Source organism: Microbacterium sp. SLBN-154, from assembly GCF_006715565.1.
Classification (GTDB): domain Bacteria; phylum Actinomycetota; class Actinomycetes; order Actinomycetales; family Microbacteriaceae; genus Microbacterium.
Map to the genome: position 1 here is coordinate 2990069 of NZ_VFNL01000001.1, position 21896 is coordinate 3011964.

At 70.3% G+C, this 21896-nt stretch carries 19 protein-coding genes; 7 read left to right on the forward strand and 12 right to left on the reverse strand.

What is annotated here, in order from left to right; genetic code table 11:
* Positions 1 to 101: 101 nt before the first annotated feature.
* The 3 genes from FBY40_RS14480 to FBY40_RS14490 all read left to right on the forward strand — a co-directional run bounded on the left by FBY40_RS14480 (position 102) and on the right by FBY40_RS14490 (position 3594).
* Complete coding sequence (locus FBY40_RS14480; RefSeq protein ID WP_141939477.1) at positions 102 to 1568, forward strand: NAD-dependent succinate-semialdehyde dehydrogenase; 1467 nt, start codon at positions 102 to 104, stop codon at positions 1566 to 1568.
* A 90-nt stretch (positions 1569 to 1658) separates the two neighbouring features.
* Complete coding sequence (locus FBY40_RS14485; RefSeq protein ID WP_141939478.1) at positions 1659 to 2462, forward strand: IclR family transcriptional regulator domain-containing protein; 804 nt, start codon at positions 1659 to 1661, stop codon at positions 2460 to 2462.
* A gap of 49 nt (positions 2463 to 2511) precedes the next feature.
* Positions 2512 to 3594, forward strand: a complete 1083-nt coding sequence (locus FBY40_RS14490) for an NADH:flavin oxidoreductase/NADH oxidase (protein ID WP_141939479.1) — start codon at positions 2512 to 2514, stop codon at positions 3592 to 3594.
* A 37-nt stretch (positions 3595 to 3631) separates the two neighbouring features.
* Here FBY40_RS14490 and FBY40_RS14495 read toward each other — a convergent pair whose 3' ends face one another.
* Genes FBY40_RS14495 through FBY40_RS14525 form a run of 7 tightly spaced genes read right to left on the reverse strand, consistent with a single transcriptional unit; the run spans position 3632 to position 11061 of the window.
* Positions 3632 to 3955, reverse strand: coding sequence for a (2Fe-2S)-binding protein (locus tag FBY40_RS14495; RefSeq protein WP_141939480.1), 324 nt, complete (start codon positions 3953 to 3955; stop codon positions 3632 to 3634).
* A complete protein-coding gene (locus tag FBY40_RS14500; protein ID WP_141939481.1) occupies positions 3952 to 4896 on the reverse strand; it encodes a dihydrodipicolinate synthase family protein in 945 nt (314 codons plus the stop codon). Before FBY40_RS14500 ends, FBY40_RS14495 begins: the two co-directional genes overlap by 4 nt.
* 25 nt (positions 4897 to 4921) lie before the next feature.
* Complete coding sequence (locus FBY40_RS14505; RefSeq protein WP_141939482.1) at positions 4922 to 7618, reverse strand: FAD-dependent oxidoreductase; 2697 nt, start codon at positions 7616 to 7618, stop codon at positions 4922 to 4924.
* Positions 7619 to 7621: 3 nt separating this feature from the next.
* A complete protein-coding gene (locus FBY40_RS14510) occupies positions 7622 to 8482 on the reverse strand; it encodes a transporter substrate-binding domain-containing protein (RefSeq protein WP_124293967.1) in 861 nt (286 codons plus the stop codon).
* Positions 8483 to 8534: 52 nt separating this feature from the next.
* Complete coding sequence (locus FBY40_RS14515; RefSeq protein WP_124293968.1) at positions 8535 to 9311, reverse strand: amino acid ABC transporter permease; 777 nt, start codon at positions 9309 to 9311, stop codon at positions 8535 to 8537.
* Positions 9311 to 10102 (reverse strand): amino acid ABC transporter ATP-binding protein, encoded by a 792-nt coding sequence (locus tag FBY40_RS14520; protein ID WP_327437049.1) that lies wholly within the window; start codon positions 10100 to 10102, stop codon positions 9311 to 9313. Before FBY40_RS14520 ends, FBY40_RS14515 begins: the two co-directional genes overlap by 1 nt.
* Positions 10099 to 11061: a VOC family protein gene (locus FBY40_RS14525; RefSeq protein WP_160141409.1), complete on the reverse strand. Its 963-nt coding sequence runs from the start codon at positions 11059 to 11061 to the stop codon at positions 10099 to 10101. Before FBY40_RS14525 ends, FBY40_RS14520 begins: the two co-directional genes overlap by 4 nt.
* 135 nt (positions 11062 to 11196) lie before the next feature.
* On the opposite strand from FBY40_RS14525, the gene FBY40_RS14530 reads away from it, so the two are divergent.
* Genes FBY40_RS14530 through FBY40_RS14545 form a run of 4 tightly spaced genes read left to right on the forward strand, consistent with a single transcriptional unit; the run spans position 11197 to position 14625 of the window.
* The gene (locus tag FBY40_RS14530) at positions 11197 to 11994 is read left to right on the forward strand and encodes an SDR family NAD(P)-dependent oxidoreductase (protein WP_141939484.1); all 798 of its coding nucleotides are present in this window, start codon (positions 11197 to 11199) and stop codon (positions 11992 to 11994) included.
* Between the two features lie 7 nt (positions 11995 to 12001).
* Positions 12002 to 12760: an SDR family NAD(P)-dependent oxidoreductase gene (locus FBY40_RS14535; protein ID WP_160141410.1), complete on the forward strand. Its 759-nt coding sequence runs from the start codon at positions 12002 to 12004 to the stop codon at positions 12758 to 12760.
* 47 nt (positions 12761 to 12807) lie between these two features.
* Positions 12808 to 13851, forward strand: a complete 1044-nt coding sequence (locus FBY40_RS14540; protein WP_141939486.1) for a 3-hydroxyacyl-CoA dehydrogenase — start codon at positions 12808 to 12810, stop codon at positions 13849 to 13851.
* A gap of 9 nt (positions 13852 to 13860) precedes the next feature.
* Entirely contained in the window at positions 13861 to 14625 is a 765-nt protein-coding gene (locus FBY40_RS14545; protein WP_141939487.1) for an HpcH/HpaI aldolase family protein, read from the forward strand.
* On the opposite strand, the gene FBY40_RS14550 is transcribed toward FBY40_RS14545, so the two are convergent.
* The 5 genes from FBY40_RS14550 to FBY40_RS14570 form a co-directional block, all read right to left on the reverse strand.
* On the reverse strand, positions 14573 to 15661 hold the full coding sequence (locus tag FBY40_RS14550; protein WP_141939488.1) for an ABC transporter ATP-binding protein: 1089 nt from the start codon (positions 15659 to 15661) through the stop codon (positions 14573 to 14575). The two genes, FBY40_RS14545 and FBY40_RS14550, sit on opposite strands and share 53 nt — an antisense overlap.
* Positions 15658 to 17196, reverse strand: a complete 1539-nt coding sequence (locus FBY40_RS14555) for an ABC transporter permease (RefSeq protein ID WP_141939489.1) — start codon at positions 17194 to 17196, stop codon at positions 15658 to 15660. Before FBY40_RS14555 ends, FBY40_RS14550 begins: the two co-directional genes overlap by 4 nt.
* 71 nt (positions 17197 to 17267) lie before the next feature.
* A complete protein-coding gene (locus FBY40_RS14560) occupies positions 17268 to 18317 on the reverse strand; it encodes an extracellular solute-binding protein (RefSeq protein WP_141939490.1) in 1050 nt (349 codons plus the stop codon).
* A gap of 13 nt (positions 18318 to 18330) precedes the next feature.
* Positions 18331 to 21504 (reverse strand): glycosyl hydrolase, encoded by a 3174-nt coding sequence (locus FBY40_RS14565; RefSeq protein WP_141939491.1) that lies wholly within the window; start codon positions 21502 to 21504, stop codon positions 18331 to 18333.
* Positions 21505 to 21520: 16 nt separating this feature from the next.
* Positions 21521 to 21895: a PPOX class F420-dependent oxidoreductase gene (locus FBY40_RS14570; protein WP_141939492.1), complete on the reverse strand. Its 375-nt coding sequence runs from the start codon at positions 21893 to 21895 to the stop codon at positions 21521 to 21523.
* Position 21896 lies beyond the last annotated feature (1 nt).

The window sequence follows — 21896 nt, forward strand, 5'->3', positions numbered from 1 at the left end:
CGTTCGCATTACGCACTTATGGTCGCTTCTCGCACACTACCTCTATGCTGGGTGAGGATCAAACATCACATCCGTTCGGTCCGGAAAGGACGAGGGCGCCCATGTCCACACCAGCGACGCAGATCGCCGACGATCTGCTACGTACCCAGCTTCACATCGCCGGCGGGTGGCGGGACGGTTCCACCGGCGAGTCCTCCCCGGTCATCGATCCGGCCACCGGTGAAACCGTCGCCGAGGTGGCCGTCGCGACCCCCGACGACATGGTCGCGGCGATCGACGCGGCGCAGGAGGCCTTCGCCGGCTGGTCGCGCACGCCGGCCCCGCAGCGCTCGCGCATCCTCCGCCGCTGGTACGAGCTCATCGTCGAGCGCGCGGACGACCTCGCCCAGCTCCTGACCGCCGAGCAGGGCAAGCCCCTGGCCGAGGCGCGCGGCGAGATCCTCTACGGCGCGGGCTTCATCGAGTGGTTCGCCGAGGAGGCCAAGCGTCTCTACGGCGAGGTCATCCCGACCAACAACCCCGACCGCCGCATGATGACGATCCGCAGCGCCGTGGGCGTGACCGCGGCGATCACGCCGTGGAACTTCCCGTGCGCGATGATCCTGCGCAAGGCCGCGCCCGCCCTCGCGGCCGGCTGCTCGATGATCATCAAGCCCGCCGAAGAGACGCCGCTGTCGGCCCTCGCCCTCGCCGCGCTCGCGCAGGAGGCGGGGATCCCCGCCGGCGTGCTGAGCGTGGTCACCGGCTCCGGCCCCCGCCTGGGTGAGGTGCTGACCGGCGATGAGCGCGTGCGCACCATCAGCTTCACCGGCTCCACCGAGGTCGGGCGCATCCTCATGGCCCAGTCGGCGGGCACCCTCAAGCGCCTGGCGCTCGAGCTCGGCGGGAACGCCCCCCTCATCGTGTTCGACGACGCCGACCTCGACAACGCCGTCAAGGGCGCGATGGACTCGAAGTTCCGCAACGCCGGGCAGACCTGCGTGTGCGCCAACCGCATCTTCGTCCAGGACGGCATCCACGACGCGTTCGTCGAGGCGCTCGGCCGCGAGATGGCGAAGCTGCGGGTCGGCGACGGCCGCGAGCCCGGCACGACCCAGGGGCCCCTCATCTCCTCCGCCGCCGTCGACAAGGTCCGCCGCCACATCGACGACGCCCGAGACAAGGGCGCCCGCGTGGTGCAGGGCGGCGACCTCACCGAGCAAGGACGCACGTTCTTCACCCCCACCCTCATCGTCGACGCGAGCCCCGACATGCTGCTCGCGCGCGAGGAGACCTTCGGCCCGCTCGCGCCCGTCATCCGCTTCTCCACCGAGGAGGAGGCCATCCGGATGGCCAACGACACCGAGTTCGGCCTCGCCGGCTACTTCTTCAGCCGCGACATCGGACGCATCACACGGGTGTCCGAAGCCCTCGAGGTCGGCGTGGTCGGAGTCAACACGGGCCTCATCTCCTATGAGGGAGCGCCCTTCGGCGGGGTGAAGCAGTCGGGCATCGGCCGCGAGGGCTCGCGGCACGGGATCGAGGAGTACACCGACCTGAAATACATCTGCATCGAGGGCGTCGCGTGACCCGGATGCCGCGGGGCGGCCGGTCCACGACGGAGGCGGATTGATATGGTGATCCCACTTTCCGCCGACGTCACAGAGGAACGTAGCGCGATGACCGACACCGAGACCGACCGCAAGTCGGGCGAGTTCATCCAGTCCCTGGATCGCGGGCTCGCCGTCATCCGCGCCTTCTCCAACGAACGCGACCTGCTGTCTCTGGCCGACGTCGCCAAGATCACCCACCTGAGTCGCGCCTCGGTGCGTCGGGCGCTGCTGACGCTCGAGACCCTGGGGTACGTCGGAAGCCGTCAGAACCGGTTCTACCTGCGCCCTCGGGTGCTCGACCTCGGCTATGCGTTCCTGTCGTCCTCGAGCCGGATCGACATCATCCAGGACCACCTGCGGCGGCTGTCCGCTCAGATCGGCGAGTCGGTGTCGGCGTGCGAGTACGACGACGGCGATGTGGTCTACGTCGCCCGCGCCGCGACCGAGACGATCATGCCCATCCGCCTGGGGATCGGCCGACGGCTGCCCGCCTTCTGCACCTCGACCGGACGGGTGCTGCTCTCGGAGTTCGATGACGCCGCGCTCGATGAGTACTTCCGCACCTATCCGCGCGAGAAGCTCTCCCCCGCGACGATCGTCGACGAGCAGGAGTTGCGCGAACGCATCGCCGAGGTCCGTCAGCAGGGCTGGGCGCTGAACAACCAGGAGGTCGACCTCGGTGCGCGTTCTGTCGCGGCCCCCGTCGTCGGCGCCGACGGTCGCTACGTCAGCGCGGTGAACCTCTCCGTGTCGACCTCGCGGGTCTCGGTCGAGCAGCTCGTCACCGACTACCTCCCGCAGCTGCTCGACGCCACCCGCGCCATGAGCGCGGACCTTGCGCTGCTGGACCGGCGCAAGACCTACGAGTGACTCTCCTCGTAGATCGCATCACTTTCTCGCTCTTCCTCGAAGGACCCCTGTGCCTCGTCTGTCTCCGCGCCTGTTCGACCCCATCACCGTCGGGGGCCTGACCGTTCCCCATCGTCTCTGGGTCGCTCCGATGTGCCAGTACTCCTCGGTCGACGGCATGCCCGGCGAATGGCATCTGGTCCACCTCGGCTCGTTCGCCATCGGGCGCGCCGGTCTCATCATGACCGAGGCCGCGGCGGTCTCGCCCATCGGACGCATCACGCCCGACGACGCCGGCATCTGGAACGACGACCACACCGCCGGATGGCGGCGCGTCGTCGATTTCGTCCACGGAATGGACGGCCTGATCGGCATTCAGCTCTCCCACGCCGGGCGCAAAGCCTCGACGTACCCCCCGACACGAGGCCGCGGATCGGTGCCGGCGTCCGAGGGCGGTTGGACCACGGTCGGACCGTCAGCGGTCGCGTGGGGACCGTTCACGCCGCCGGTCGAACTCGACCGCGAGGGGATCGCACGCATCGTCGCGGAGTTCGGCGACGCCGCCGCGCGATCGGTGGAGGCCGGCTTCGACCTCGTCGAGATCCACGCGGCGCACGGATACCTACTGGGCCAGTTCCTGTCCCCCACCTCCAACCTCCGCACCGATGAGTACGGCGGCGACGTCGCGGGGCGCTCGCGCATCGTGCGCGAGGTCGTCGAGGCCGTGCGTGCGCGCGTGCCGTCCGAGATGCCCGTGGTGCTGCGCGTGTCGGCGTCGGAGTGGGTGCCCGGCGGCGTCACCGTCGACGACACCATCGCCGCGCTCCACCTGATCGACGGTGTCGACCTCGTGAGCGTGTCGTCCGGTGGGAACAATCCCGACCAGGCCATCCCCTCCGGGCCCGGCTATCAGCAGCCGCTCTCACGCGCCGTGCGCGCCGCGATCGACGCCCCGGTGGGTGTGGCGGGCCTGATCACCACCCCCGAGCAGGCCGAGGCGGCGCTCGGGGCGGAAGACACCGACGTCGTCTACGTCGCGCGGCAGTTCCTGCGCGAGCCGACGTTCGCGCTGCGCGCGGCGGCCGCGCTCGGCGGTGAGCTGGCGTGGCCGTGGCAGTACAACCGCGCGAAGTACGTCGAGAGCATCCCCTGAGTCGCGAACCGACCCGCTTCGCGCCGACCGCGGAGGGTCAGTGGGCGGTGTCGGGGTCCGGCTCGCCGCCGCCCGCTCCCACCTGGTGCTCGACGGTCATCCCCTCGCGCACCCACGTCATGCAGGTGCGGGTCTGCGGCACCCCGTCGACCACCATGGTGCAGTCGAAGCACACCCCCATGCCGCAGAAGTAGCCGCGCGGGGCGCCGCCCTCGGTGACACGCAGGGCCAGCGCCTCGGCGGCCATGACGGCGGCGGCGACGCTCTCACCCTCGAAGGCGGTCACGGTCACGCCGTCGACGACGATGTCGACCGGGCGGCCCCGCTCCAGTCCGTGGCCGGGCAGCCGGCGGCCGCTCACGCGGTCACCCGATCCGGTGCGAGCAGGCCCTCCTCCTGGAGGATCGATCGCATCGTCCGAAGGTCGTCGGCGTCGGTGATGGGCAGCCGCGGTCGGCGCACGTGGCCTGCCGGCTGATCCAGCATGTGCATCAGGGCCTTCAGCTGCGCCTGGTACGAGCCGAACTGCCCCGCCCAGCCGCCGGGGAGCCACAGCTTCGGAAACAGCCGGTCGGATCGTTCGGCGTGTGCGCGCATCCGATCGACGTTTCCGGACCAGTGGTCCTCCCAGAACTGCGGATCCGGGCGACCGTAGAGCGAACCGCCGCCGACGGTGCCGTCTCCGCCCTCGCTGCGGAGCACGTCGACCCCTCGGGCCGACATGTAGGGACCGAAGACGCGTACCCGATCGCGCACACGCCGCGACGTCTCGAAGAACTGATCGGCGTCCGGCGTGGAGTCCTTGATCGCCACGACGGAATCGACGTCGGCCAGACGGTCGGCCAGCTCCGTGCCGATGTCGATGCCGGTCCCGTGCGGCCAGTTGTAGACCACGACGGGAGCCCGCAGCGCCGCGCCGATCTCCTCGTACCAGGCGACGACTTCGTTCGGGAAGAGCTTGATGTAGGGCGGGGGCGAGACCAGCACGCCGTCGACGCCGGCATCGATCGCGTGACGACCGAGGGCGAGGACGTTCGTGGCGGTGTTCGATGTGCATCCCACGAGGACGCTGAGCCGGCCTCCCGCAGCGGCGACGGCGGTCTCAGCGACCTGCCGGCGCTCGTCCTCACTCTGGGAGAACCACTCGCCGCAGGTGCCGTTCACGACCACGCCGTGCATGCCGCGGTCGGCGTACTGCTCGATCAGCGCGTGGAGCGTGGGCAGGTCGAGTTCGCCGGTCTCGGTGAAGGGGGTGACGACGGCGGGGTAATAGCCGGCCCAGTCGACATCGTCGCGATTCATCAGGAAGTGCTCCTCAGGGTTGTTGTCATCGCGTCGGTGCCGAGGCGATGGTGCGGTCCAGTGAGAACCGGGTCGGGAATCGGGAGGCGGTGCGCGCGGGATCGACGATGGATTCGGCGACCTGGCGGGCGTAGATCGGGGAGAAGGTGAAGCCGGTCGAGGCGACACAGGCGTGGTAGCCGGGCACCCGCTCGGACTCTCCCACGATCGGTGAGTAGTCGTCGGTGAAGGCGATGACGCCCGACCACGTGCGCACGACCCGCACGTCCTCGAGCTGCGGGACGACGTCGAGGGCCACCCGGAGGTTGCCCGCAGCGCTGCGCCAGGTGGTCGGATAGCGGCGCGGATAGCCCGTCGCCGGGCTCGGCCACCCGCCGCCGATGATGAACGACCCGTGATGGGTCTGCTTGAGGGTGAGCCGGCGGCCGATGTGCTGGATCATCGACGGCAGGAGGGGCCTGCGAGCCTCGGTGACGTTGACGTGCAGGCCCTCGCGCCTGATGGGGAAGTCCAGCCCCACCATCGCGCCGATCTCACCCGCCCATCCGCCTGCGCAGTTGACGATGTGGCGCGCACGGATGACGCCGGCACTCGTCGTCACCCGGAAACGGTAGGACGAGTCGGACTCGTCGACCTCGATGGCGAACACCTCGGTGTCCACGCGGAAGCGCGCACCGTGCTCTCGTGCCCTCCGGGCGTACAGTGGCGCGACGATAAGCGGATTGGCATGACCTTCGAGGTCGCAGTAGGTCGCCCCGAGCACACGGTCGGAGAAGTACGGCGCGCGGGCGCGCAGCGCTGCACCTTCGAGCACCTCGGTGTGGATGCCCGCTTCCTCCTCGAGAAGGTGCTTCTCGTGCAGGAGGGTCAGCTGCTCCGGCGTCTCGGCGACCATCCAGCCGCCGGTCTGATGGAGCCCGACATCGGCGCCGAGCTCCTCGGAGAGAGACGTCCACAGCGCGTACGCCTCGACGCTCGCCCGCGCGTCGCTGAGCAGCCGCGACCGATCGGCCTCGGTGCCCTTGCCGGAGAGCTGATGGATGGCGAGTTGGAAGTGGAAGCTGCCGGCATTGGTCCCGGATGCTTCACGGTTGAGCTGGCCGCGATCGAGCAGTTCCACCTCGACACCCTCGCGGGCGAGGTAGTAGGCGACCGCCGCCCCGGCGATGCCGCCGCCGATGACGAGGACGTCGGTGTCGGTCACAGGGTCGCGCGGCCGACGGGCGAGGTCGCCGGGAGCGAGGTCGGTGCGCTCGGGTTCGACGGGATCGTCCTCCCCCGCCTGGAACAGCCCCGGATCGGCCACGTCGGCATCGGCGATCGCACCGATCGGCACGGGCCGCGCGGGCATCCGCGGGGTGGCCGGCAGCACCGTCGCCGGCGCCACACCCTTCTGCTCGGCGATCAGCGCAGCGATGTGCCGCCCGCACATCCGCCCCTGGCACGGCCCCATGCCCGCACGGGTGAGCGCCTTGACTGCACTGACGTCGGGTGCTTCGGCGACCGCGGCGCGGATCTCGCCTTCGCGGACGCCCTCGCAGCGGCAGACGACGGTGTCGTCCTCGGCGAGCCCGAAGATCCCCTCGCCCACGTGGTACATCCGGGTGGTCGCGCGGGTGAGCGCCCGCCGCCGGCTGATCCGGCGACGCAGGCCCGCGATCGCCGAGCTGTCGACGGATGGGGTGCCGACGTCCTGCGTCACGGCGAGCGCCGCGAGGCGCCCCTCGTCGGCGGCTACGGCGGATCCTTCGACGCCCGCGCCGTCGCCGGCGACGTAGATGCCGGCGACATCGGTACGGCCGAGATCGTCGCGGTGCACGACGGGGCCGCCGAGATCCTCGTCGATGTCGAAACGGCAGCCGACGAGTCGCAGGAGCTCAGCACTCGGGGTGAACCCGTAGCCGATGCAGAGGATGTCGGCCTCGATGCTCTCCTCGGTACCGGGGAGCACGCGCCACCGCTCGTCCACGCGCGCGTGGACGACGCGTTCGACCCGTCCTTCGCCTTCGGCGCGCACGACGATGCGCCGATACTTCAGCGGGATCCCGCGACGCAGCAGGGTCGCCTGGTACCGCGCGGCGTCGCCGAGCAGGCCGACGTTGCCCGGGGCGGCGGCGGCGATCCGGGCGAGGTCGGTGGCGGATGGTGCGGGCCCGGCCTCGAGTGCGGTGACGATGTTGGCGCCGTAGCCGGCCAGCTGCGCGGGGAAGGCGAGGGCGACCGGACCGGAGCCTGCGAACACCACCCGGTCTCCCGGGACGAAGGACTGCGTCTTGGCCAGGGTCTGCAGACCGCCGGCGGTGATGACACCGGGAAGATCCCAGCCGGGGAAGACGACCGGACGGTCGTGCGCTCCCGTCGCGAGGATGACCGCTCGCGCCCGGAGCGGGACGACGGCGCCGTCTTCGGGGTGGACCATGGCCGTCCATCCCGTCTCGGACGGCTCGAGATCCACGACGCTGGAGCGAAGCCGCACCGTCGCCCCCGAGGCCTCGACCTCGTCAATGAGACTCCGACCCTGGCGGTACTGCTTCCCCATCTCGCGGGCGTTCACCACCCGCATCCCGGGACCCGGCTGCTTGTACACCTGCCCACCGAGGGTCGGACGCTCGTCGATCAGCACCGCATCCAGTCCGCGTGTCGCCGCGGTCGCGGCGGCGGCCATGCCGGCCGGACCGCCCCCGATGATCAGGACGTCGTGCACCTGCTCATCGACGGTCATCGATCAGCAGCCTCCGGGCATCTCGGGCATGGTCGGGGCCATCCACTTCGTGTACAGCTCCTCGAGGGTGCCGTCCTCCTGAGCCTGGCACAGGAATGCATCGAGCTGGTCGACCAGAGCGCCATTGTCCTTCTGCACGCCCCACGCGCCGTAGTAGAGGCTGAGGGGCTCGTCCAGGTCGAGCGCGGTGAGCTGGTCGGGGTTGGACCGATCGAACTCGGCGAGGATGTAGTCCTCCACGACCACCGCGTCCGCTCGTCCGGTGGCGACTTCGAGAAGCGCCGCGTTCTGGTCGGGGAAGCCGGCAACGGTCGCATTGGGGAAGGTGTCGCGCACGAGCTGCTCGCCGGTCGAGCCCTGGAGCGCGGTGATGACGACACCTTCCTGGTTGTAGTCCTCGAGCGTCGACCCGAGCTCCTCGCCGGGCTGAACGCCCAGGATGGTGGCGTAGGGGACATAGCCGCGGCTGAAGTCGATGACCTCTTTGCGCTCGTCGGTGGCGCCGAGGCCCACCGACACCATGTCGAACTGCCGGGACTGCAGACCCGGGATCAGACCGTTGAAGTCGAGGTTCTGGATGTCCAGTTCCACACCGAGCTCGTCGGCGAGCGCGTTGAGGAGATCGACGTCGTAGCCCGAGGGGGTATCGCCCTCGAGGAACATCTGCGGCTTGTACTGGAGGTTCATTCCGACCACCAGGGTTCCCGGGGTCATGAGGCCGATGTCATCCGCCGGAGCCTCACCGCCGGAATCCGCGTCGGCGCCCGCGTTACCTCCGCCGCAGGCGGAGAGCACCAGTGCTGCCGCCGCCAGGGCGGTGATGACGGGAAGGCGCAGCGCCTTCCGGCTGAATCGTGTGTTCACAACGGTTTCCAATCGTTCGGATGGGTGGGAGTGCTCGAAGGGTCGAGAGGGATCATTTGGGGGTGGCGATGACCCCGGTGCCGGGCGTGACGGCCTTCACCCGTGCCGCCAGCGCCTCGATACGTCGCCGCTGGCGGGCTCGCAGGGCACGGCCGAGGACCCCGAGGGGCGGGCGGACGTACGTGCTCTCGATGAGGCGGAACACCAGATCGATGGCGAAAGCGGCGAGGACGTAGATCACGGCAGCGGCGGTGTACAGCACGAACGGCTGGAAACTCGTCGCGACGAGGTTCTGGGTCACCCGCACGACCTCGAGCAACCCGATGACGGTGAAGGTCGAGGTGTCCTTGACCATGCCGATGAACATGCTGCCGATGTTCGGCAGGGCGATCTTCACCGCCTGCGGGAGCGTGACGGAGAAGAAGATCTGGATCGACCGCATTCCCAGCGCCCAACCGGCCTCGGTGTGGCCGCTCGGCACCGCCTGGAGAGCGGAACGGAAGATCTCGGCGAAGAAGGCGCTGTAGAGCAGCGAGAGGGCGATCACTCCGGCCTCGAAGACCGAGAATCGCACTCCGAGCAGCAGGGCCAGTCCGAAGTACACCCAGATCACGCTCACGAGCGCCGGTACGCCGCGGAAGATGTTGATGTAGGCCAGGGCGATCCAGGAGAACGGCTTCGGCGCGGAGCGGAGCACCGCGAGCAGGAGACCGAAGACGAGCGAGATGGCCAGGCCCACGATCGCCACGGCGAATGCGGTCCACAGGCCGGCGAGGAGCGCCTCGCGGTTCTCCCAGATGAGGCTCCAGTCGTAGTCGGTGATCGACATCACATCACCGCCCGAAGGAACTCGCGGGCGCGCTCGCTGCGGCAGTTGTCGTAGAACCCGCGCGGTCCGGTCTCCACGATCCGCCCATCCTCCATGAAGACGTTGAGATCCCCGATCTCGCGGGCGAATCCGAGCTCGTGGGTGACGACGACCATCGTCATCCCGGTCTCGGCGACTTCTCTCATCGTCTTCAGCACCTCACCCACCAGTTCCGGGTCGAGGGCCGACGTGGGTTCGTCGAACAGCATGACCTCCGGGTCCAGGGCGAGCGCGCGAGCGATGGCGACGCGCTGCTGCTGTCCGCCGCTGAGCTCAGCCGGGTAGTTCGCCGCGCGGTCGATCAGGCCCACTCGGCGCAGCGTCACGGCCGCCTTCTCGCGCGCCGCCGACCGACTCATCCCCCGCACCTTCCGCAGTGGCAGGGCCACGTTGTCGAGGGCGCACAGGTGAGGGAACAGATTGAACTGCTGGAAGACCATTCCCACCCGGCGGCGCAGCGCCAAGCGGCCGCCGCGCGGTGCCCGGTCGCCGGCGAGCCCAGGGCCGAACTCGACCCCGTCGACCTTGAGAGAACCCGAATCGGGGTCGGCGAGCAGGTTGATGCTGCGCAGGACCGTCGACTTGCCCGACCCGGACGGGCCGAACAGCACGACGTGCTGACCCCGCTCGATCGTGAGGTCGATGTCGAACAGCACCTGCGTCTTGCCGAAGGATTTGTTGATCTTCTGGAGTTGGATGATCGGGAGAGCGTGCGACGTGACCTCGTCCACCGTGGCTGTGCGCGTGCTCACGCCCGCACCTCCGTGACCGACACGTAGAGGTCGTCCGGGTCGCGGAAGTAGGCGTAGCGCCACGAGCGATGGTCATCGAGGGCGATCTCCGCGGGTTCGCCGACGAGCTCGACGCCGATCGATCCGAGATGGTCGACGGCGAGGTCGAGGTTGCGCGCACCGATCGCGAATTCGAAGGTGCCGAGGTGCCCCCACTCCCCCCGCATGTCCGGACCGGCGGGGGTCTGCTCGACGGGCTCGAGCGAGCCGCCGTGCGGGCTCATCAGCATCATCATCCGCTGGCTGGGCGGCTGGCGGCCGACGTCGAGGAACCACTGATTCATCGGCTCGTTGATGCCGGCCATGTCGAAGAGCTTCGCGGTGAAGCCGAGCTTGCGGTAGAACTCCTCGGTCCGGTCGGCGCTGCCGACGCCGAAGGCGACGTGATTGACCCCTTGGGGGCCGTCGGGGTAGGGCCAGCCCGCTTCGAGGGATCGCCACTCGATGAACTCGAGTTTGGCCCCGTCGGGGTCTTCGACGTACGACAGGCCGCAGTGGGTGTCGTAGGGCTCGAGGACCTGGTCGTTCGGCTCCATCAGGACGCGGTGCCCCGCGGCCACGAGCTTGTCGTGGAACTCCTCGTAGGACTGGACGTGGATGCAGACCTCGCAGATGCCCGGCTCGCCATACGCGAATCCATCCGGAAGCGGGGGCTGGGGGCGGTCGAGGATCTGGACCAGCTTGATCCCCGATCGACCCAGCACGGTCGGCTGGCTCGAGCGCAGATAGGCCACGCGCGCGCGTGTGCTCGCGTGCCCGGTGAGAGGAGACATCCCGGGGAGCTCGCCGGTGTAGTCGAAGGCCACGTCGATGAAGCCGAGCTGGGCGTAGAAGGCCAGCGACGCCGCCATGTCGGAGACCCCGACCCCGATGTGGTCGACCCCCAGCAGCGTTCCGAATCGGAAATCTGTCCCGTGCATCTCTTCTTCCCCGACTGTCGTTGTGGAGTGATGTTTGCACAACGAACACTTGTCCGCAATACGCACAGAACTGTTCGGATTGCGATACTTCGTTCGCATAACGTACGTTACTGACAACGAAACAAAGGCAGACAGGTGGCACAGGACGATCTCTCCTCCGGCGCATCGCCCGCAGCGGCGATGGCGCCGACCTTGCTTTCCGGCCGCCGATTCCTCGTGACGGGCGGAGCGCGTGGCCTGGGCGCCGCCGTGGTCGAGGCGTTGGCGGCGGCGGGCGCCACCGGTGCGGTCGTCGATCTGCTCGCCCCGGAACCAGACGTCGTCTCCACCTGGCCCTCAGCGCAGGCCGACCTGACCGACGAGCGCGGGACGCGTGAGGCGATCCGGGCCCTCGCCGAGGAATGCGGACCCTTCGACGGTCTCGTCGCCGCCGCGGGGATCGTCCCGTCCTGGCACACCCCCGATCAGGTGGATCTGAAGGACTTCGACCGGGTGATGGCCGTCAACGTCACAGGCGTCGTCACCACGATCGCCGCGGTCTCGCCCGACATGCCGCCGGGATCGACGATCGTCGCGATCGGATCCCTCAACTCCTGGCGCGGCGATCCCCACCTGCTGTCCTATGTTGCGAGCAAGCACGCCGTGCTGGGCGTCGTGCGGTCGGCGGCGATGGCGCTCGGCCCCCGCGGCATCAGAGTCAATGCGATCGCACCCGGCCCCGTGGCCACCGCCGCCCTCCTCTCCCGCGTCGACGGCCGCGCGGCGACCACGGGCCTCTCCCGCACCGAGGCGCTGGCCAAGGCGGCGGAGCTGACCGCGCTGGGTCGGCTCGCAGAGGAGCAGGATGTCGCTGACGCGGCCGTCTTCCTCTCTTCCCCGCTCTCGCGGGCCATCACGGGGCACCTCCTCCCCGTCGACGGCGGAATGCTCTGAGAACGCCATGACGACGCTCGCGGGACGCACCGCCCTCATCACCGGAGTATCCGGGGCTCTCGGAGCCGCCACCGCCACGACGTTCGGCCGCGAGGGCGCCCGGCTCATCGGCACCTACCGCAGTCGGCCCTCCGAGGCCGAGGCCGCCCTCGCCGGGATTCCTGCGTCGCGTCGCGCTCTGCTCCACGCCGATCTCGACACCGCCGAGGCCGCCCGCTCCCTCTGGCGGCGCGCATGCGAGGTGTCGACCATCGACACCGTCGTCGTCAACGCCGCGGCCCTCACTCCCACGCCCCTCGACGGCGAGGACGGGATCTGGGACCGAGGCTGGCACCTGTCGCTCCAGGTCAACGTCGTGGCCGCGGCCACGCTCATGCGGGAAGCAGCGGCGACGATGTCCGCCCGCGGTTCGGGAACCATCATCGCGATCTCCAGCTGGGCGGCACTGCAGGGCAGCCGCATCCCCGATCTCGGCGCCTACGCCGCCTCGAAGGCGGCCCTGCGCAATTTCGCCCAGACACTCGCTCGCGCCCATGCGCGGTCGGGTGTGCGGGTCTACACGATCGCGCCCGGCGTCGTGGGTGCCGGGATGGGCACCGCCGACCTGGACGCCGCGCAGATCGACGCCGTCGCCGACGGCCTGGCGATGGGTGACCACGTCCACCCCTCGGAGGTCGCCGAGCTCGCCGCTTTCCTCGCCTCGGATCGATGCCCGAGCCTCACCGGCTCGACGATCGACCTCAACGGAGCCTCGTACATCCGGTGACCGTCTTCGATCACCGCCTAGAACGCCACCTCGGATCGGATGCCGATATGACCTCACCCCCGCCCGCTCGACCCGACGCCGCGGCGTCCGTCGCCGACACCGTGGCGGTGATCGGCGCCGGCAGCATCGGCATCGCCTGGACGATCATCTTCGCCTCCGCAGGAATCCGTGTGCGCATCTTCGAAGCCGCGCCCGGGGTGCGCAGAGCCGCGATGGACGAGGTGGCGCACATGCTCGGCGAGCTGTCGGGAGCAGGGCTCCTGGATGAGCCGGTCGCCACGGTGCTGAAGCGGGTGGAGGTGCTCGAGAGCCTCGAGGCCGCGGTGAGCGGGGCCCATTTCGTGCAGGAATGCGTGATCGAAGACCTCGGCGTCAAACAGAGCCTCTTCGCCCAGCTCGATGCGCTGACCGATCCCCGAGTGGTGCTGGCGAGCTCGACCTCGACGATCACGGCCTCGGCCTTCGCCGCGGGCCTGGCCAGACGAGAGCGGTGTCTCGTCGTCCATCCCGCCAATCCCCCGTACTTCCTCCGCGTGGCCGAGGTCGTCCCCGCGCCCTTCACCGCCGCGAGCACCGTCGCCACCGCACGGGCGCTCCTGCTGCGCGCACGGCTGACACCGATCGTGCTCGGCCGCGAGATCGAGGGGTTCGCCTTCAATCGCCTGCAGGCCGCGATGCTCCGCGAGGCCTACTGCCTCGTCCGTGACGGCGTGGTGTCGGCGGAAGACATCGACACCCTCGTGCGGGAAGGCCTGGGCCTTCGCTGGTCGGTGATCGGCCCCTTCACGACGAGTGAGCTCAACACGCGGGGCGGGCTGCGCCGCCACGCCGAGGTCCTCGGGCCGGTGTACGCCCGTATCGCGGTCGAGCGCGGCGGCGACAACCCCTGGAACCCCGACACCATCGAACACGTGGCCTCGACCATCGAGCAGCGCCTGCCGCATCCGGCATGGGAGGACAACGTGCGCGAGCGCGACCGCGCCATGATGCGTCTGGCCTCCCTGCTGCAGCATTTCGACAACCCCCTCGCCGATGTCCGCCCCCGCCGGGAGGATCTGGCCGGCGTGACGCCGATGACGGCGCCTCAGTAGAGTCGGCCCGTGACCTCCTCCCCCTCCCCGGTGCGCCTCGCCGCCTGGTCGATGCTCGGCGTCCCCGCCGCGGCATCCCTCCTCGCCGGGATCGGCGCCGATCTGCTCGTGCTCGACGGGCAGCACGGCCTGTACGACGACGCCACCCTGATCGCGGCCATCCCCGGCGCCGCACGGGTTCCGGTGCATGTCCGCGTTTCGCACAACTCCCCCGCTCTCATCGGTCGCGCCCTCGACGCCGGGGCGCGCGGGGTGATCGTGCCGATGGTCCAGAGCGGCGACGAGGCGATCGCGGCGGCTCGCGCCAGTCGGTATCCCCCGCTCGGAGAGCGCTCGTGGGGTCCCCTCGCGGCCTACCGGGGCGAACCGACGATCGACCCGGTGACGGCGAATGAAGCCGTCTGGTGTGCCGTCATGGTCGAGACCGCCCGCGCCGTGGCCGACGTGGAGGTGATCGCCGCCGCCCCCGGGGTGGATGAGGTGTTCGTCGGCCCGTTCGACCTCGCCCTGGCCCTGGGCACCACGGTCGGCGATCTCCTCGCCGACCGGTCGCCCGGCAATCCGCTCGACACCGTCGTTGCTGCATGCCGCCGGGCGGGCACGGTGGCGGGCGCTTTCGCGGGGAGTCTGGCAGCCGCCGAGAACCTCATCGGCCGGGGGTACACCAGCGTCGCCGTGGCCGTGGACACCCAGGTGATCGCCGCCGCCGGCGCCGAGCTCATCAGCGCCGCGCGCTTGCTTCCGGTTCCCGCGAATCCGCCGCCCGCGGCGTGAGGTGAGCGGCGGCTCCGTCATCCGCGACGGTCGCGACCACTCCCTCGACGACCACACCGACCCGATCACCGGGACCGAGGTCGGCTGTCGTCACGGCCTCGATCTCGCCCCCGCCCGGAAGGGCGATCCGCACCAGTCGGTCGGCCCCCCGGAATGAGACGCGGACGACCGTTGCGCCGAGACCGGCGGCCGGATCGGTGAGCGACACCGACTCGGGCCGGAGCACCGCCAGACGCGCGCCCGGCGGTGTCTCGGGGTCGACGGCGACGTGGCCGAGCGGGGTGACGGCGACGCCCGGCCGTGTCACCCGCGCAGGCAGAAGGGTGGATCGTCCGACGAACTCGGCGGTGAAACGGTCGGCCGGGCGCCGGTAGACCTCGGCGGGATGCCCTGCCTGGTGGACCCGGCCGGCCCCCATCACCACCACGCGATCGGCGACGGCGAGCGCCTCGCCCTGATCGTGGGTGACCATGAGCGCAGACGTCCCGGTGCGGCGCAGCGCCGCGACGGTCTCGTCGCGAACGTGTTCGCGCAGGCTCGCATCGAGGTGCGAGAAGGGCTCGTCCAGAAGCACCAGCGCGGGCCGCGCCGCCAGAGTCCTCGCCAGGGCCACCCGCTGCTGCTCGCCGCCGCTGATCTCCGACGGCATCCTCGCCGCCAGGTGCGCGATGCCCAGGAGGTCGAGGATGCGACCCGCCTGCGCCATGCGATCAGCCCCACGCAGTCCGAACGCGGCGTTGCCGGCGACGTCGAGGTGAGGGAAGAGGACGCTGTCCTGAAAGACCAGCCCGACCCCGCGCGCCTCGGGCGGCACGAACCGCGCACCCCCGCTCATGCGCACCCCGGCGATGTCGACAGTCCCCTCTCCGCGGTCGAGGCCGGCGACCAGGCGCAGGATCGAGGTCTTCCCGCAACCCGACGGTCCCAGAAGGGCGACCAGCTCGCCCTGCCGGACCGTGAGATCGACGTGATCGACGGCGACGACGTCGCCGAAGCGGCGGACCAGTGCGCGCGCGTCGAGCGCTGCGACGCTCACGACGCCACGCTCACACGCACCTGCGACCGCGCGTGCAGCGCGAGGAGGGGGACACTGATGACGACCATGAGGAGTGCGGCGATGCTGGCAGTGGTGTACTGCCCCTCGATCATCGCACCCCACAGGCGCACCGCGAGCGTCTCCGACCCCGTCGGACGCAGCAGCAGCGTCACGGGCAGCTCGTGCAGCGTCGCGAAGAACACCAGCGCCGCCCCGGTCAGGATCGCAGGTCGGACCAGTGGCAGGACGACGCCGACGAGGGTGCGCATCTCACTCCGTCCGAGAGACCGGGAGACGTCGAGGAGCCGTTCGTCGATGCCGCGCAGCGCCTCGGAGAGCGGAGCGATCGCCAGGGGGAGGAACAGGGCGGCGTACGCGAGGACCAGCGTGGTGCGGGACTGGTAGAGCGCCGCCGGACCGGCGATGGAGAGGACCAGGATCGCCAGGCCCACCGCAAGGTGCGGCAGGGAATGGGTGATCCACGGCACGCCCTCCACCACCCGTGTGAATCTGCTGCGCCTTCGCGCCGCCAGGGCGATCGGGAACGCCAGGAGCGTCGTGACCGCACCCGCCAGAACCGCCAGACCGAAAGCGTTCACCGCCTCCTCCAAGACCGGGCCGGGCCGCGCCCCCGCCGCGAGTCCCCGCAGCGCCCAGGTTGCCAGCGTCGTCACGGGGAGCACGGTCGAGAAGAGCACGAGCAGTCCGAGGAGCGTCGACGCGATCGCCGTGCCGAGCGACCCGAGCTGCGAGACGGCGGCCGGCCGGGAGTGGGCGGCTCCGGCGCCGTGCCGGCCGCGCAGCAGCACCTGACCGGCGATGAGCACGCCCGAGACCAGAACCAGGGTGAGGCACAGCGCGAAGGCCGGGCCGACCTCGACGCGCCCGCGGAATTGAGCGTAGATCGCCCGGGTGAAGGTCTCGTAGCGCAGCATCGACACCGCGCCGAAGTCGGAGATGACGTACAGCGCGACCACGCAGGCGGCGAGGGCGAGAGTGCCGCGCAGTTGCGGGAGGATGACGCGGAGGAACAGCCTCGGGCCACTCTGGCCGAGGAGGCGAGCGGTCTCTTCTAGCGCCGGGTCCATTCTCGAGAGCGCGACGGTGGCCAGGGTGTGGACGACCGGCACCGCCACGATCGTGAGGCACAGTGTCGCCGCCCAGAGCCCCGCGGCGGGCGGCAGGCGGGAGATCCCCCAGGGGCGGAGAAGGTCGGTGAGAAGCCCGTCTCCGCCGAACATGCCCGACAGGGCGACCGCGACGACGTAGGCGGGAAGCACGAGGGGGATCGTGATCACCGTCGCCCACACCCGCCGGCCCGCGAGGGTCGTGCGCACCGTCAGCCACGCCGTGGCCGTGCCGACGGGCAGGGAGAGGACGACGACGAGGGCGGCGAGCAGGAGGGTGTTCCCCAGGAGCACCAGCAGGCGTGCCGGAGGGACGGTCTCAGCTCCCATTCCCACCACGCCCTGGACCACGAGGACGACGAGCGGCGGAACGCTGAGTCCGAGGACCACGAGCACAGCGATGATCATCGCGACTCGGCCCCTGCTCGTCGCCGTGCCGCCGCGCTCCACCGGGCTCGACGTCGCCGGTCTCACACCGGTCAGATCAGGCCCGCCCGTGCGATCAGGTCGGTGGCGGCATCCAGGTTGCCGGCCACCTCGGCGAGGTTCATGGCGGCGATGAGCTCCGGATCGAGCGGCCGCTCGCCCTCGGGCGTTCCGATGCCGGGCACGAGCGGGTACTCGCCGACCTCCGCGAGGAAGTGGCGCTGCGCCTGGTCTCCGAGGAGGAACCGGATGAACTCCACGGCAGCATCGGGATGCGCTCCGCCGGTCAGGCGGCCGATCGCGGTCGGCATCAGCACGTCGCCGGCGTCGCCCGCGGCGAAGGAGTGGTTCCGCACCGAGAAGGCGGGGTCCTCGGCCCGCAGCCGGTGGACGTAGTAGTGGTTCACCAGACCCACATCCAGATCTCCCGCCGCGATCGCTCGCAGCTGCTCCTCGTTGCCGTCGAAGATCTGGGGATCGTTGGCGGCGATGCCCTCGAGCCAGGCGAGCGCCTCGCCCTCGCCGCGGATCGCCACAAGAGCCGCCACGAACGAGACGAAGGAGCTGTGGGTGGGCGCGAGCCCCACCCGCCCCCGCCACGGCTCTTCCACGAGCTCCGAGATCGTGTCCGGAAGCCGATCGGCCGACGTCGTCGCGGGGTCGTAGGCCAGGACCCGCCGTCGAGCCGTCACGCCGACCCAGTCGCCGCCGCTCCCCGCGATCCCGGGGACGACGGCCTCAAGAACATCGTCGGGCAGGCGGCTCAGCAGCCCTGCCTCCGAGATCGCGCCGATGTAGGCGGGGTCCTGCGTGAAGAAGAGGTCGGCCGGAGACGACGCCCCCTCCTGCAGGATGGTCGTCGCGAGCTCGCCGGTGCTGCCGTACCGCGCGTCGACGTCGAGCCCGGTTCGCCGCTCGAACTCCTCCACGAGCGGCCGCACGTGGTCTTCGTTGCGCCCGACATAGACGACGAGGTCGGCTCCCCCCATCGCCGACGCCCCATCCGTCGACGAGGAGCCCCCGGGGGCACCGGTACCCGTTGCGCAGCCGGTGAGGGCGAGCACGGCGGCGAGCGCCAGGACGACGGAGCGGGGGGCACGCATGCGCAGAAGTCTCCTACAGACTCAGTCCGAGCAAGGGGACGGTGGTGTCCGCACGCAGGGCTGCATCGAGCTGCGGCAGTCCGTCCGCGCGCAGGGCGGCCAGGCGCCGGAGCGCCTCGTCGGCCTCGGCCTCGAAGCGGTCGAGCACCTGGTACACCCCCGGGACAGGCCGGGTGTCGGAGAGCTCGACGACGATCTCGGGCAGGAGCACGATCTTCTGCTCGAGGCCCGCCGCCATCTTCAGCGCGTCGTTGTGATCCTTCATGTCGGGATTGGTGAGGATCCGACGCACCGCGTCGGCCTCCTCGGCGATCTCGGCGATGCGTGCCGTGAGCGGATGATCCCCGAGGCGGCGTGTGAGCCCCGAGAGCACGTCGTGCACGGCCGTCGATGTGCCGATGCCGTCGGCGACCCGCTGCAGCAAGTCCCGGATGCGCAGAAGCAGGCGGTACTGCTCGCGCAGATCGTCGTCGTCGGCCACGCCGCGGGGGTCGCGGTGCACCACCACGACCTGCGCACGGCTGTCGCCGTCGGCCGTGATCGTGACGGTGTAGCGCCCTGGCGCCACACGGGGACCGGGGTAGACCACGCCGCGTCGCCCGTCCTCACCCGGCGCGGTGAGGGCCGGCTCCACGCGCAGATCCCACAGGAAGGCGTGCGCGCCGGCGTCGGTGGACGGCACTTCGGCGGGCGGGAGTTTCCGGTCTTCCGGCACGGAGGAGCGGAAGGTGCGCAGCGTCTGGCCCTCGGCGTCGGCGATGGCGATCGTGACCGAAGAGACGTCGGCGGGCAGGCGATAGATGAGCTGTGCGCCGTTCGGCGGGTTCTTCCCCCCGTCCAGCCACACCGTCTCGGCACTGCCGTCCGGCAGGTGGCGACGGGTGAAGGTCGCACCGCCCAGGGGAACCCCCGGGAAGCCGCCCACCCAGGTGCCCTCGCCGGGCATGTCGAAGCCGTCCGGAGTGGGATAGCGGTAGACCGTCGGCGGGGTGAAGAGGTGAAGCCCGTCGGATGCGAGCGCGGCGATCTCGCGCAGCGGCGCCAGATCGTCGAGGATCCAGAACGCCCGCCCGTGCGTGCCCGCGATGAGTTCGTGGTCGCGCACCTTGATGTCGTAGACCGGCACCGAGGGCATGTTCCCGCGCAGGCTCGCCCAGGTGCTCCCACGGTCGACCGAGAACCACACCCGCCGTTCGGTGGCCAGGAACAGCAGGTCGGGCTGCGTGGGATCCTCGCGGATGCTGCGCGCCCACTCCGACTCGGGGATGCCGGTGGCGATCGCCTCCCACGTCGCGCCGAAGTCATCCGTCCGATAGACCAGCGGCCGCAGGTCTTGCAGCCGGTAGGCATGCGCAGTGAGGTAGGCACGCCCGGCGCGGTGGTGGGAGGGCTCGATCCGGGTGACCGTCGCCCACTCCGGCAGACCCGTCGGGAACAGCTCCGTCCATTCGCCGCCGCCGTCGCGGGAGAGGTGGACGCGTCCGTCATCGGTCCCGACCCACAGTTCGCCCGGCGTGATCGGCGACTCGGCGAAGGCGTGGATCGTGCAGTAGACCTCGGCTCCGGTGGAATCCCCCGAGATCGGCCCGCCCGTCGGCTGCTGCTTGGCGGGGTCGTCACGGGTGAGGTCGCCGCTGATGCTCTGCCAGGTGATCCCGCCGTCGGGCGAGCGGAAGACCCGCTCACCGCCGACGTAGAGCACCTTCGGCTCGTGCGGCGAGAACTCGATCGGATACGTCCATCCGAAGCGGTGCTTCATCTCGCTCGCGCCGATGCCCATGAAGTACTCCGGCCACACGGCCACGTCGCGGGCCTGCTCGGTGACCTGATCGAAGCGCAGCAGCGGACCGGGGTGGCCGAAGCCGGCCCCGCCCAGCATGACGAAACGAGGGTCGGAGCGATCCAGAGCGACATCGCCGGCCTCGGCCTCGCCGAGCTCGAGGCAATCGGGCCAGCGCAAGGCCCCCTTCCACGACCGCGAGGGCGCGCGGATGCCGGAGTTGTCCTGCTGGGTGGCGTAGAGGTCGAACGGGAACCGGTGGTCGACGTCGAACCGGTAGAACTGCGCGGTGGGCTGATTGTAGATCGACGACCAGGTCATCCCGCCGTTGACGCTCACGCACGCGCCACCGTCGTTGCCGTTGATCATCCGCTGCGGGTCGCTCGGGTCGATCCACAGATCGTGGTTGTCGCCGTGCGGGGTCTGGACCTGCTGGAAAGTCCGGCCGCCGTCGCGCGAACGCCAGGCCCAGGTGTTCATGCACCACACGGTGTCGGCCTCGGTGGGGTGCGCGATGATGTGGCTGTAGTACCAAGGTCGGCCCTGCACCGACCGCTCGGTGGACACCTGCGACCAGGTCTGGCCCGCGTCATCCGATCGATAGACGCCGCCCTGTTCCCCGATCGCCTCGACCAGCGCCCACACCCGACCGGGGCGCGCCGGGCTGGCCGCGATGCCGATCCGCCCGAGCAGGCCCGAGGCGAAGCCGGGGTGGTCAGAGATCAGCTCCCAGGTGTCGCCGCCGTCTCGCGATCGCCACAGGCCCGAGTCCTCCCCACCCGAGACGATGTCCCAGGGGTGGCGGACCATCTGCCAGATGGAGGCGTACACGACCCGTGGATTCGTCGGGTCCAGAACGAGATCGGCGGCCCCGGCGCGTTCGGAGACGTGCAGCACGAGATCCCAGCTGTCACCGCCGTCGCGCGTGCGGTACACGCCGCGCTCGGCGGAGGGGCCGAACACGTCTCCGAGCGCCGCGACGAACGCAACGTCGGCGTCACGCGGGTCGACCCGGACCTTGGAGATGTGCTTGGTGGCATCCAGCCCCCGGTGCTGCCAGGTCTGGCCGCCGTCGACGGTGCGGTACACCCCGTCACCGGGCACGACGTTGTTGCGGGCGAAGGACTCGCCCGTTCCCACCCAGACCACCTGCGGATCGGCGTCGGCGACGGCGATCGCCCCGACCGAGGCGGACTCGAGGAAGCCGTCGGACATGGGCTTCCAGTACTGGCCGGCATCGTCGGTCATCCAGACCCCGCCCGAGCACGCGCCCATCCAGAAACGGGAGCGGTCGGAAGGATCGCCCGCGACGGCGACGACGCGGCCGCCACGGGAGGGTCCGACGCTGCGCCAGCGGATGACGTCGGGGCCGAGTTCGGCTGCCAGGTCCTCGCTCGAACGGGTCATGCCTTCTCCTTCGCGCTCACGCATAGGGCCGGATCTTGCAGATGACGCGTTCGCTCTCGATCTGCTCGGCGATGTAGGGGCGCCCGAAATACCGTTCGGACAGCTCGTCGATGTGGGCCCGCGCCCGGTCGCCGAGGATGAACTCGACCACCTCGCCGCGCACCTCGGCGTAGCTGTAGGGGTTCGCGTGATCGATGATCAGCACCGCCACCCGAGGATCGCGTCTCATATGACGGTACTTCAGACGGTGCACCTCGGTGTTGATGAGGATGTGCTCGTCGTCGCAGTCGACCCACATCACCTGCGCGGTGGGCGATCCGTCTTTGCGCAGGGTCGTCAGGGAGGCGAAGTTCTTCCCCTTGGCGAGGGCGCGCGTGTGCTCATCGAGCATG